The 12,365-nt window shown below is 34.9% G+C and carries 11 protein-coding genes; 5 read left to right on the forward strand and 6 right to left on the reverse strand.

What is annotated here, in order from left to right; all coding sequences use genetic code 11:
• Positions 1-27 precede the first annotated feature (27 nt).
• Complete coding sequence (locus EGI22_RS07640) at positions 28-2,556, reverse strand: M14 family zinc carboxypeptidase (protein ID WP_255067532.1); 2,529 nt, start codon at positions 2,554-2,556, stop codon at positions 28-30.
• 205 nt (positions 2,557-2,761) lie between these two features.
• Here EGI22_RS07640 and EGI22_RS07645 point away from each other — a divergent pair, with 205 nt between their 5' ends.
• Positions 2,762-4,399, forward strand: a complete 1,638-nt coding sequence (locus tag EGI22_RS07645; protein WP_255067533.1) for an amidohydrolase — start codon at positions 2,762-2,764, stop codon at positions 4,397-4,399.
• A gap of 1 nt (position 4,400) precedes the next feature.
• Here EGI22_RS07645 and EGI22_RS07650 read toward each other — a convergent pair whose 3' ends face one another.
• Together EGI22_RS07650 and EGI22_RS07655 are read right to left on the reverse strand one after the other, a co-directional pair.
• Complete coding sequence (locus EGI22_RS07650) at positions 4,401-5,129, reverse strand: polyprenol monophosphomannose synthase (protein WP_255067534.1); 729 nt, start codon at positions 5,127-5,129, stop codon at positions 4,401-4,403.
• On the reverse strand, positions 5,130-5,438 hold the full coding sequence (locus tag EGI22_RS07655) for a DUF4296 domain-containing protein (RefSeq protein ID WP_310588137.1): 309 nt from the start codon (positions 5,436-5,438) through the stop codon (positions 5,130-5,132).
• A 127-nt stretch (positions 5,439-5,565) separates the two neighbouring features.
• On the opposite strand from EGI22_RS07655, the gene EGI22_RS07660 reads away from it, so the two are divergent.
• The 3 genes from EGI22_RS07660 (at position 5,566) to EGI22_RS07670 (ending at position 8,011) form a co-directional block, all read left to right on the forward strand.
• The gene (locus EGI22_RS07660; protein ID WP_255067537.1) at positions 5,566-6,426 is read left to right on the forward strand and encodes a DUF58 domain-containing protein; all 861 of its coding nucleotides are present in this window, start codon (positions 5,566-5,568) and stop codon (positions 6,424-6,426) included.
• Positions 6,423-7,298 (forward strand): hypothetical protein, encoded by an 876-nt coding sequence (locus EGI22_RS07665; RefSeq protein WP_255067538.1) that lies wholly within the window; start codon positions 6,423-6,425, stop codon positions 7,296-7,298. The genes EGI22_RS07660 and EGI22_RS07665 overlap by 4 nt, the downstream gene beginning before the upstream one ends.
• Positions 7,299-7,372: 74 nt before the next feature.
• Positions 7,373-8,011 carry a NeuD/PglB/VioB family sugar acetyltransferase gene (locus EGI22_RS07670; RefSeq protein WP_255067539.1) on the forward strand — a complete coding sequence of 213 codons (639 nt, stop codon included), beginning with the start codon at positions 7,373-7,375 and terminating at the stop codon, positions 8,009-8,011.
• Positions 8,012-8,128: 117 nt separating this feature from the next.
• Here the strand turns inward: EGI22_RS07670 and EGI22_RS07675 are convergent, their stop codons facing one another.
• From EGI22_RS07675 to EGI22_RS07685, 3 genes are all read right to left on the reverse strand, one after another.
• On the reverse strand, positions 8,129-8,692 hold the full coding sequence (locus EGI22_RS07675) for a DJ-1/PfpI family protein (RefSeq protein ID WP_255067540.1): 564 nt from the start codon (positions 8,690-8,692) through the stop codon (positions 8,129-8,131).
• A 114-nt stretch (positions 8,693-8,806) separates the two neighbouring features.
• Complete coding sequence (locus tag EGI22_RS07680; protein WP_262925430.1) at positions 8,807-9,214, reverse strand: GxxExxY protein; 408 nt, start codon at positions 9,212-9,214, stop codon at positions 8,807-8,809.
• Between the two features lie 569 nt (positions 9,215-9,783).
• Entirely contained in the window at positions 9,784-10,734 is a 951-nt protein-coding gene (locus EGI22_RS07685; protein WP_255067541.1) for an N-acetylornithine carbamoyltransferase, read from the reverse strand.
• 102 nt (positions 10,735-10,836) lie between these two features.
• Here EGI22_RS07685 and EGI22_RS07690 point away from each other — a divergent pair, with 102 nt between their 5' ends.
• Positions 10,837-12,297, forward strand: a complete 1,461-nt coding sequence (locus EGI22_RS07690; protein ID WP_255067542.1) for an ATP-binding cassette domain-containing protein — start codon at positions 10,837-10,839, stop codon at positions 12,295-12,297.
• Positions 12,298-12,365 lie beyond the last annotated feature (68 nt).

Here is a 12,365-nt window from a genome sequence, read left to right on the forward strand (position 1 = left end):
CTATCTTTTATGAATTAAAATAACCCATCAATCTTCTTCAAATCTTCCTCCAGATATACCATTTCCAAAGAAAAGGGCATTTAAAAATAACTTATTTGTTCCATACCAAAATGCTCTAAAGTTTGGATTGTCAGAAAAACTTATGATTTTTCCTGCTCCCACTGTTTGAGCAATAACTGCTGGACTACTTTTAAATCGCTCTATGTTTTTAGAATGTACATATCCTGCCATCAAAGGTTTTTCTGTAAATATTAATGGCGTATTATAAGGATTGCCAGTTTCTTCAAAAACCACATTGTTAACTTTAAAAATCGGCAAAGTACTTTGCTTATAACCATAGCATATCGGATGGCTTGGGTCTATTTTGGCTTCTAAAATTGCTCCACTAGTGGCCATTGCACCATCATAACTGGTCTTCATCGCAAATGGTCTTTTTCCTTTTCCATCATTTGAGGCCTGAGGTTTTACAGAAACCGATCCTATTTTTTTCTGAGAAAGCCAAGAAGCACCATCTCCAAGTGCAACAATTGTTCCTCCGCCTGCAACATACTTTTTGATTTTCTCCTCCGAAAGTTCCCCATAGCGTCCCTGATTGATAATAATATGCGTGTATTTCTCTAAATCAATCCTATTTACCTGAGAAATATCTGCAAAACTCATTGGAAAACTAACTCTTTGGTCTAACAAATGCCAAACTTCTCCTGCGTCGTTATAATCAACTCCATCACCTACAATCATGAGAGCTTGGGGTTTTTGCATTCTTCTAAACTTTTCACTTCCCATATTAATACCGCTTGTCGTCAATCCTGTTGACTGAGCATAAAATATAGTTCCGTCTCTTTCAGCCAATTTCTTTAACAAACTTGTCGGATTTTTATCTCCGCATTGAATTTGGATAGTGCCGTAACTAAATTCTTTCTCTTTGCCATCTATCACCGATTTAAAAGGCTCCATGGCATATTTTAGAATATAGCCTGCATCCAAAAGTTCGTATGCTGAACGAGCGGCAAAATATCCATCCCATTCAAACAAGTAAGAATATTTACTTTCACCAACTACACTTCCCGATGGGAAATTAGCCTCAGTAATTTTTTCTCCAAGGCTGACATTTGACTTTGATTCTGCGAAAGGAACATTCATACAAAGCGGTAAGGTCCAAGCCGAAATGTCATAAAATGCACTATCCGCAAAAGTGGTTCTTTGTTCGAACAAAGACTTAACTAAACGATGTTTGGGCTGATTCATAGGTACAACAAATGCATCAGATTTTTGAAATTGTTTGGAGCCAATACCTTCGTTTTTTCCTAATTTATATACCTCGATTTGGTTCCTTCTCATCACGTTTACCATTTCCCAAACTCTAACGGGGTCATTTCCTCCACCAAAAACATAGGCCTTGATATCATCTGTAGATTTTTCAGAATAAAAATCACGCATGTAATTCAAAAGCTCAGTTCTCATTGATTTACCAGCTTTTAATGTAGATAGAGAAGCAGTAAACTGATTCCGGACAGTAAATGGAAAACTTATAACGCCATTTACATTTTCCTGTAAATGGCCTCTTGAAGAAGCTTGCTCAAACAAAATTCCTATTGAACCATTTACATCAGGCAAAGTAGATCCTTTGCCATAATAAAAATCATCGTAGTTTTCTTTGGTATAATAATACGAACCAATGCTATCTAGACCTGCTGCTTGAAACTTTCCGAATTTCACTGTCAAATCAATATTTTTTACTGGCGTCATTGGGTGTGTTCTCTCAGGAATACCCGGCTGAAAGAAAAACGTAGAATTACTTCCCATTTCGTGGTGATCCGTCAAAATGTTCGGCAACCAGTCGTAAAACTTTACCAATCTACCTTTGCTCTCTGGCAATTGCTGATATAGCCAGTCGCGGTTCATATCAAACCAATAGTGATTGGTACGTCCACCTGGCCATGTTTCTTTAAACTCTCTAGCGTTTATATCCGATACCAAAGTTTGGCTTTTGTTTTGATTTACCCACGTTGAAAATCTATTTCCGCCATCAGGATTAATACACGGATCTACCAATATTATACTTTCATTTAGCAAATCATCTATTTCTTTACCTTCAGCTGCTGCTAAGTAATATATAGTTAAAAGGGAGGAATTTAGCCCACTAGCCTCGTTTCCATGTACCGAATATCCCATCCACACTACAATTGGCATTTGCTCAATTTTTAGACTTTTCGAAATATCCGATTGAGAAAGTTTGGCATGTTCAGCTTTTATTTCATTTAATTTCACCAAGTTTTTAGGAGAAGAAACTGTAGCTAAAAGCAATTCTCTGTTTTCAAAAGAACGAGCATAGGTTTCAATTTTAATTCTATCAGAATGTTTGGCTACCTCTCGGTAATAGGCATATACTTCAAACGGGTTTACATGCTGCTCGCCCACTTCATACCCCAAAAACTCCTTAGGCGTAGGAATCTCTTTATTGTAACTTACATTGGTAGGCAAGTAATAACTAAGATCCACCTGAGAAAAAACAAAAAATGGCAAAAAAGCGAAAAGGAGGAAAAGTTTAAATTTCATGTTTGTTATTTGATGATAAATGATAATTTAGATCACTTCTAAAAACTTAATAAAAAAGGTTTAAAACTATCTCTAGTTCTTTCCAAATGAAAAAATGATTAATAGTATTGAGTTTTCAGAAGTCCCAAAAAATAAAGATATGCTTTGTATCAATTAAAACCAAAAAATGAATAAATTTGATTTAGAATAAAACCCTTTTAAAACTATGCAAAAACATTTCATCCCCTTATTACTGCTATTGCTTTTCACAAATTTTTCTTTTGCTCAAAAAAAAAGTAAAACTAAAGTAGAACCAAAAGACAAACTAGAGCTACTCAAAGAAGAAGTAGTGACTAAAATTGAAAATTCTCAAAAACTAACCCAGGAAATTAATGATATGCTCTTTAGTTTTGGAGAGCTCGGTTTTCAAGAATTTGAAACCTCAAAATATCTAACCTCACTATTAGAAAGCAAAGGATTTACAATAGAGCGAGGCATAGCTAATATTCCAACAGCTTGGATTGCAAAGTGGGGAAATGGGAAGCCAGTAATTGCCATTGGCTCAGATGTCGATTGTATACCCAAAGCTTCTCAAAAACCGGGCGTGGCTTATAAAGACCCTATTATTGAAGGAGCTCCTGGCCATGGTGAAGGACATAATTCAGGGCAAGCATTAAACATAACTGCCGTACTCGCCATTAAAGAAATAATGGAAAGAGAAGGTATAGCTGGCACATTGATGCTTTGGCCCGGCGTGGCAGAAGAACAAGTTGGTACAAAGGCAATATTCGTAAGAGATGGATATTTTAAGGATGTGGACGCTTGTATTTTTACCCATGTTGGCAATAATCTGGGAGTTTCATGGGGTGACGCAGGCAATACAGGTTTAGTATCTGTAAAATTTAATTTCGAAGGTGCGGCAGCTCATGCAGCTGGTGCTCCGTGGAGAGGAAAAAGTGCCCTTGACGCTGTGGAATTGATGAATATTGGTTGGAATTTTAAAAGAGAACATTTAGAAACTACCCAAAGATCGCATTATGTAATTTCTGATGGTGGCGACCAACCTAATGTTGTGCCTTCAAAAGCCACTGTTTGGTATTATTTCAGAGAAAGGACTTACCCAAAAATCAAAAACCTTTTTGACAATGGAATAAAAATAGCTGGCGGGGCGGCGATGATGACCGACACCAAGTTTACCTATGAAATATTAGGAAGTGCTTGGCCAGGGCATTTTAACAAACCAATGGCAGCGGCGGCTTATGCAAACATCAGAAAAGTTGGTCTGCCTAAATGGTCAGAAAACGATCAGCTATTAGCCAAAGCCTCACAAATAGAATTAAAATCTTCTGAAGTGGAAGGTTTAGCAACTGTTTTAGACACTGTTTCTGAACCAGTTTATTCGCCTTTGGTACTAAGACAAGGAGGTTCTGATGATATCGCGGATATTTCATGGTCTTTGCCAACTATAGTTTTGAGATACCCTTCCAATATGCCGGGAATGCCTGGTCACCATTGGGCCAATGCCATTACTATGGCTACTCCAATTGCACATAAAGGATGTACGGCAGGAGCCAAAGTAGAAGCAATGACTATTTTGGATCTTTTGTATAAACCAGAAGTGTTAAAAGAGGCATGGGAATATTACAATACGGTACAAACCAAAGATATGAAATATACGCCTTTGATATCTAACGATGACAAACCTGCGATTAAGCTTAATACCTCGATAATGGAGACTTTCAGGCCAGAAATGAAAAAGTATTACTATGATCCGAGTAAGTATTCAACATACCTTGAGCAATTGGGCATTCAATACCCTACTGTCAGGCGAGATCAATTGGACGCAATTAAAAATTTGAAGTAATTTACCTTTTAAAACTCTTAAACCAACTCCAGATTTTCATCATTACCACGCCGAAAACGGCTTCTTTAAAGATTTTGGTTGACATTTTTGATTGTCCGAGTGTTCGGTCTGTAAATATTATCGGCACTTCGACAATCTTAAATTTATATAAATAGGCATTGAATTTCATTTCTATTTGAAAAGCATATCCAACAAATCTTATTTTGTCTAAAGGAATTGTTCTTAAAACTTCATTTGAATAACAAATAAACCCGCCCGTTGGATCCATAAAAGGCATTCCTGTAAGAAAACGAACATATATTCCAGCCCCATATGACATCAAAACTCTGCCGATTGGCCAATTAACAACGTTTACACCATTTATATATCTTGAACCAATGGCTACGTCGTTACCATCCTTTGAGCATGCATGATACAAACGCACCAAGTCGTTGGGGTTGTGCGAAAAATCAGCATCCATTTCATAGATATAATCATACGCCTTCACCAATGCCCATTTGAAACCATGGATATAAGCAGTACCCAATCCAAGCTTACCTTTTCTTTCTTCTATATGTAATTGGCCTGGAAAAAGCTTTTGCATTTCTTTAACTTTCAAAGCTGTGCCATCAGGAGAACCATCGTCTACAATAAGAATATCAAACCAAACAGGCAAATCGGTCACCTTTTTTATTATGGCTTCAATGTTCTCAATTTCATTGTAGGTAGGTATAATTACCAGATTTCTCATTTAAACAGGATTTTTTTTGTTTTTCTTTTTCTCAATAATGGCCTCAGCACCTTCATAAATTTTCAGGAGCTCTTTTTTGTCTTTCGCATAAAAATCAAAACTATTAAGATATTGAAGTGAATCGATTTTGTGTTTTTTATAAATCTCTTTCTCAAGATACTTAAAAGCCACTTTTGCCGAATCTGCACCCATAAAATTTAACCTACTAACTTGAGACTCGGCCAATTTCAATTCGGCAAAAACTATAGACATCTTGGTTTTATCTATCACTTTTTCGTTCGATGAATTACAGGAAAGCATCCATATCATTGAAATAAGTACTATTTTTATGCCAAATTTGCCCAAAGCCTTAATTATTTATGTAAATGAAAACAAAAATAAAAAGATTATTGCGTAGGGTTTAATGTATTCTCATAAATTTCGTTAAAAAGGCAAGGTGAAAGAAATCATAAATAAGCTCAATAAGTTTGAAATAAAAATCCGGAAGGCCGTAAATTCCCATTTAAACGGTAATTTCTCTTCGATTTTTAAGGGAACGGGTTTGGAGTTTAGTGACCTAAGAACCTACCAATATGGTGATGATGTAAGGGCCATAGATTGGGTAGCAACTGCCAAAGGCCACGGAGCTTATGTTAAGATTTTTAAGGAAGAAAAAGAGCAAACGGTATTCTTTATGCTCGATGTGAGTGGATCACAGGATGTAGGAAAAGAAGGAATTCTAAAAATAGATACAGCGAAAGAAATATGTGGCGTGCTTACCTTATCAGCCATAAAAGAGGCCAGCCAAGCAGGACTATATTGTTTTTCGGATGAAAAAGAACTTTATCTGAAACCCGAAAATGGAATGAAACAAGCCTATAATATCATTTCAAAATTATTCAGACTTACACCAAAGTCCTCCAGAACTAATCTTGCAGAAGCCATTGCATTTGTTTTAAATATCTTAAAAAGAAAAAGCGTGATAATCTTAATATCAGATTTTTTGGATACAGATTATAAACACAATTTGAAAGCCTTGGCACGAAAACATGATCTCGTTGTTTTGCATGTGTACGACAAAAGAGAGGTAAATTTACCTAGTTTAGGTATAATCCCAATTTTTGATAAAGAAACAGGAAAATCAACTTGGATAAATACTAGTTCTGGTTTTTTTAAAAGAGAAATGAAAAACACTTTTGAAGATAACCGCTGGGAACTAGAGAGGCTTTGTAAACAAAACAAAGCAAATTATTTGGCCGTAGAATCGGGCTCAGATTATGTAAACAGTTTAATTCAACTTTTTAGATACCGAAAATGAGGAAAATTCTATTCTTGTATTTCTTGTTTTACGGAATTGCTAATGGGCAAAAGCCAAAAGCTAAGTTTAGCTCGGATACTATTTTGCTTGGAAAACCTATTTATTTGTCTTTGTCTTATCTTCATAATGGTTCAAGTGATTTGCTTTTCCCTGATTCTACCACCAATTTCCAACCTTTTGTATTTCAAAGCTCAGAATATTTCCCAACAAAAACAGACAAAGGAAGAAGTCTTGACAGTGTTGTTTATACGCTTGTCACTTTCAAATTAGATAGTATTTATAAATTAAGTATCCCTATAACTTTTATAAATTCAAAGAAAAAAGTATATTCAGACACCGCGAAAGTAAAACTTAAATCTTTGGTAAAAGCTACAGACATTTCGAATCCAAAAGCTAAAATTTCTACTGGTTTTTTTAATGTCCCTCTCGATTTTAATTACCCCAAAGTACTTTATTTGATAGTAATAATTGGATTCGGGTTAATCCTACTTTGGGCAGTTTTTGGAAAATTATTCAATCGGATCTTTAGATTATGGCAGTTTCAACAAAAGCACAAAAAATTTGTCAGCTCTTATAAAAAATTAGGCAAAAGCTCGGATAATATTGAAAATGTGGGTAAAGGCTTAGTGAAATGGAAAAATCATCTTGAGTGGCTTCTGAAAAAGCCCTACTCAACAATGACAACCTCTGAGATTACAAAGAATCTAAATAACCCTAGACTTGAGGAAGCATTAAAAGAGTTTGACTTGGCTATTTATGGAGGCATCCTTTCTAATCACATCCCCTTCGCTTTTAATATTCTTTTCGATTTTGCTTCTGAAACCTTCAAAGATCAAAAGAAACGCTACAAAGCAGCCCTCAAGAATCAATAATATCAATAATATTCCTTTCAAAAAGACGCAATCGATAATTTAGATGTGTAATTTTGCGTAAAATATAGAAAAAAATGAAAAATCCTGTTGTAATATTTGGTGCGGAAAGCTTAGGAAGGTTGGCTTTGGATATTTTTGCGAGCAACGATGTCCTAGTTTATGGTTTTTTAGATGATGACAAAAAATTGCATAATACTGAAATATCAGAAGTGGTAATATTAGGTGATCCTATGGACGATGGTTTCCTGAAAATTATAGGTAATAAAACGGAGGCATTTGTGGCTATAGCCAACAAGACTCACAAAGAGAAAATTGTGAAAATGCTGCTGGAAAGAAGAAAAACTATGCCTGTAAATGCCATACATGCAAAAGCAGTATTATCAGAAGATGCAGAAATAGGTCACGGAATTTTACTTGCTGCTGGAGCAGTGGTAAATCAAGGTGCAAAGATAGGCAATCACACGATAATTCTCTCGAATGCAGTAGTTGATACACAAGCCGAAATAGGCGAATATGTGGAAATAGGAGCTGGAGCAATTATAAATTCTGAAGCTATCATCGAGTCTGGTGCCTTTGTAGGCAGTGGAGCCATAGTCGTTTCGGGTGTCACTATTGGAGCCAATGCTCGTGTAGGAGCTGGTTCAGTTGTCATAGAAAATGTAAAAGAAGGAGCGACTGTTTTTGGTAATCCTGCTAAGGCAATTGGGAAATGATGATTCCTTTCTATATTTTAATATTTTGAAAGATTGGAAGCAAGATTAGGCATTGTAAAGGAATTTGTAGAAAATTTAATAATATTAACTACAAAAAAATTTTAAAGAATAAATTCCCTATTTCTCATTTAAACATTCAAAAACCATCCTATAAAAATCAGGATGAGATTGCCATGTTTGGCCAGAAACGTATCTTCCGTCTCTCACGGCTTCGTTTTTTCCAACAAAATTTCCTCCACAAGCTTCTACTTCGAATCGTACGTTTTCGTAGCAAGTAACAGTTTTGTCTTTTACCAATCCAGCGGCTGTCAAAATCTGAATTCCGTGACAAATGGAGAAAATAAACTTATGGGCCTTGTCAAATGCCTTTACAATTTCTATCACTTTGTCGTTGTGGCGTAAAAATTCTGGAGCTCTTCCTCCTAAGATCAAAACGGCCAAATAATCCTCAACTTTTACATCGACAAAAGCAATGTCAGACTCAACCATATACCCAGGTTTTTCTACATAAGTATCCCAACCTGGCTCAAAGTCATGGATGACTAAATTGAGTCTTTTTACACTCGGAGCTGCAATAACAGACTCATAACCTGCTTCTTCAAAGCGATGCTTGCCGTACAAACATTCGTAGCCTTCACCTGCATCTCCAGTAATTATAAGAATTTTTTCTTTCTTTGACATTGTATTAAATTAGGTTGAATAAAAGACAAATATAAAGTATTTTGAAGCCAAAAATTCTGGTAATTCTTAATGTTTTTCTAAATCAGGATGGGTCTATTGTGGTTTTGAGCAAAATTAGTCAGGCAATTGTCTGAAATACTCATTGACCAATGGAATATAGCTCTCCTTCAATTTTCTTGAAAAAAAATTAATAACCAATCCTTGAGGTTTTTTATGCAATCTCATGTAGGTCAATACCTGTGCTTCGTATGCTGGATGAAGGTTTTCGGTAGCTTTTACTTCTACAATTACCAAATCATCTACTAGTAAATCAATTCTAAGCTCGGCATCTAATTTAATGCCTTTATAATCTATTGGAACCCCAACTTGAGAAGTCACATAGTTCCCTCTAGAAATCAATTCATGTTTTAAACATTTTTCATAGACACTTTCTAATAAGCCTGGACCTAAGGTATTATGAACCTCAATTGCAGCATTCATTATTTCATAAGACAAGTGTGTTACTTTCTTTTTTGTTATCATCGTGAAATAGGTTTATCATTTTGATCTTTTTAACATGAAGGTATTAAGTAAATGAAGAATCTTAATGCCCTTAAAACCTTCATTTTCTTCATGTTAAAACTATATTGATTTTTCTTAACATGAAGGTATTAAGAAATGAAGTGCATGGAGTTTCTTAATGTTCTTAAAGCCTTCATTTTCTTCATGTTAAAAATTACCGCATTTTTCTTAACATGAAGGTATTAAGAAATGAAGTGCATGAAGTTCCTTAATGACCTTAAAACCTTCATTTTCTTCATGTTAAAACTTACCGCATTTTTCTTAACATGAAGGTATTAAGAAATGAAGTGCATGGAGTTTCTTAATGTTCTTCAAACCTTCATTTTCTTCATGTTAAAAATTACCGCATTTTTCTTAACATGAAAGTATTAAGAAATGAAGTGAATGAAGTTCCTTACTGACCTTCAAACCTTCATTTTCTTCATGTTAGAAATTACCGCATTTTTCCTTAACATGAAGGTATTAAGAAATTAAGTGCATGAAGTTCCTTAATGTTCTTCAAACCTTCATTTTCTTCATGTTAAAAAATCTTACTTCAAATCCTCCAAAATTTGTTTAATAACCGCCTGCACAGACCATACGCGGTTTCCTGCTTGTTGGATTACCGCGGAATACTCAGCATCCAATACTTCATCGGCAACTTTTAGACCTCTTCTAACAGGCAAACAATGCATAAATTTAGCATGATTAGTTAGAGCCATTTTTTCGGCAGTTATTTTCCAAGAAGGATCTTGTGTCAGAACTTGTCCATACTGCTCATACGACGACCAGTTTTTCGCATATATAAAGTCTGCCCCGGCAAAAGCCTCCACTTGAGAGTGCACAACTTTGGCATTTTTTCTAATTTCAGGTGCTAAGTCATACCCTTCAGGGTTAGCTATCACAAAATCATAATCTGTCATTAAGACCCATTCCGCAAACGAATTACCAACGGCTTGGGGTAAAGGCTTAAAATGCGGTGCCCAGGTTAAAACCACCTTTGGTTTTTCGACTTTTTTTAGCTCTTCTATTGTAATCAAATCCGCCAAAGATTGGCAAGGATGCCTTGTGGCTGATTCTAAATTCACGATTGGAACGCCTGCGTATTTTCTAAAACTCTCTAAAACTGTTTCTTTATAGTCTTCGTCTTTGTCTTTTAATTCAGCAAATGCTCTTACCGCAATAATATCGCAATACTGCCCTAAAACTGCAGCCGCTTCTTTAATATGCTCGGCTTTACCTTGATCCATTATCACACCGTCTTCAAACTCCAATTGCCAAGAATCCGAACCAACATTCATCACTATGACATTCATTCCGAGATTTAAAGCTGCTTTTTGGGTAGAAATCCTTGTCCTAAGACTAGAATTGAAAAACAACATCCCAATGGTTTTATTTTCTCCTAAATGTTTGTTTACAAAAGGATTGGCTTTCTGGGCAAGACCCTCTTTTACCAAATCTGCTACATTATTTACGTCATTTAGGTTTATAAAGTGTTTCATTTTAAGTATCTCTTGTTTTATTACAAAGGTAGCCTAATTGACTTTTTAATTAACTTTAAGTTCAAAAAAAATGAAATTTTACTAATTTGCGAGAAAAAACATATGCCCATCCGCTTCGAAAATGTAGAATTAAGTAAAAATAATTTTACGATACTATCTGATTTAAACTTCGAGATAAATGAAAATACGGTAGTTTATGGAGAAAGTGGTTCGGGTAAAAGTATTCTTTTGGATGCCATTTCTGGCAAATTATTCCCAACAAAAGGCAAGATTTTTAAGGATTCGAGTAAAAGTATTATTGCTGTAGGTCGTGATTATAGTTTTCACAAACTTATTGGCCCAGTATACCAATATTATCAACAAAGGTTCAATTCCCAAGATGCTGAAATAGGCCCTACTGTTTATGAAGTTCTTCAAAATCAAGTAATTCCTGTGGGAACAGTAAACGAAAATTCCGTGGAACTTACCTCTCCGCTTTATGAAGAAAATTGGCTTGGAGAAATTGTAAAGTTGATGCATTTAGAACATTTACTGAAGCAAAAAATAACTTCTCTCTCAAATGGAGAAACCAGAAGGACCTTGATTGCCAATGCATTGTTAAAAAAGCCGGCCATTTTATTATTAGACAATCCTTTTACTGGATTAGATGTTAACAGTAGAGTAGAGCTAAAAAATATTTTATCAGGACTAAAACACGTTCTAATTGTTCTAGTTGCTAACCCAGCCGATGTACCTGAAAGCTTTAAAAACATAATATTTTTAGACAATAAGTCAATTGAATTCATAGGAAATAGGGGAAATTTCATCCCGAAAGAAGTTAAAAAGTGGAATATTGATTTAAAATTGCTTAGAGAAATTGAATTACTCTCCACTCCGCAATTTGATGATTTTTCAACTGCAATAAAAATCATTGATGGGAAAGTAAGATATGGCGACAAGCTGGTGCTACAAGAAATAAACTGGGAAGTGAAGAAAAATGAAAAATGGGCACTAATGGGACCAAATGGTTCAGGAAAAAGCTCACTCCTAAGTTTAATTACTGGCGACAATCCACAATGTTACCAAAACCAATTGTATCTTTTTGATAAAAAACGTGGGAGCGGTGAAAGTATCTGGGACTTAAAAAAGAAAATGGGCTTTGTTTCACCTGAATTGCACCTTTATTTTAATAAATACATTACGGTTTGGAAAGTAACTGCCTCTGGTTTTTTTGATTCGGCGGGTTTGTTCCAAAAATTGAATGAAAACCAAATGAAATTGGTCGAAGCTTATCTTAAGCTAGTAAATCTTTTTGAATTTAAAGATAGAACCCTAAATCAACTATCTTTTGGTCAACAAAGATTGGTTTTCTTAACGCGAGCTTTGGTAAAAAATCCTGCATTATTGATTTTAGATGAACCATGCCAAGGTTTAGATTATAATCAAATGGTGTATTTTAGAACTATTTTAAATGATATAGCTACACATCAAAACAAGTCATTGGTTTTTGTTACACATTATGAAGATGAAATACCAGGATGTGTAAATAAAAGACTAAATTTATCAGAAGGCAAAGTAATTTAAATTATTTTGTAAATTTGAAATAATTTAAATTACAATTCAAAAATAATTAACCACTTCCTTATAACACA

This window comes from Lacihabitans sp. LS3-19, from assembly GCF_024343575.1.
Classification (GTDB): Bacteria; Bacteroidota; Bacteroidia; order Cytophagales; family Spirosomataceae; genus Leadbetterella.

Bases quoted from the DNA above. Each gene is read 5' to 3' on its own strand.
- EGI22_RS07645 (WP_255067533.1), top strand. From the start codon at position 2,762: ATGCAAAAACATTTCATCCCCTTATTACTGCTATTGCTTTTCACAAAT.
- EGI22_RS07685 (WP_255067541.1), bottom strand. From the start codon at position 10,734: ATGAAACACTTTATAAACCTAAATGACGTAAATAATGTAGCAGATTTG.
- EGI22_RS07680 (WP_262925430.1), bottom strand. From the start codon at position 9,214: ATGATAACAAAAAAGAAAGTAACACACTTGTCTTATGAAATAATGAAT.
- EGI22_RS07650 (WP_255067534.1), bottom strand. From the start codon at position 5,129: ATGAGAAATCTGGTAATTATACCTACCTACAATGAAATTGAGAACATT.
- EGI22_RS07665 (WP_255067538.1), top strand. From the start codon at position 6,423: ATGAGGAAAATTCTATTCTTGTATTTCTTGTTTTACGGAATTGCTAAT.
- EGI22_RS07690 (WP_255067542.1), top strand. From the start codon at position 10,837: ATGCCCATCCGCTTCGAAAATGTAGAATTAAGTAAAAATAATTTTACG.
- EGI22_RS07675 (WP_255067540.1), bottom strand. From the start codon at position 8,692: ATGTCAAAGAAAGAAAAAATTCTTATAATTACTGGAGATGCAGGTGAA.
- EGI22_RS07655 (WP_310588137.1), bottom strand. From the start codon at position 5,438: ATGATATGGATGCTTTCCTGTAATTCATCGAACGAAAAAGTGATAGAT.
- EGI22_RS07670 (WP_255067539.1), top strand. From the start codon at position 7,373: ATGAAAAATCCTGTTGTAATATTTGGTGCGGAAAGCTTAGGAAGGTTG.
- EGI22_RS07640 (WP_255067532.1), bottom strand. From the start codon at position 2,556: ATGAAATTTAAACTTTTCCTCCTTTTCGCTTTTTTGCCATTTTTTGTT.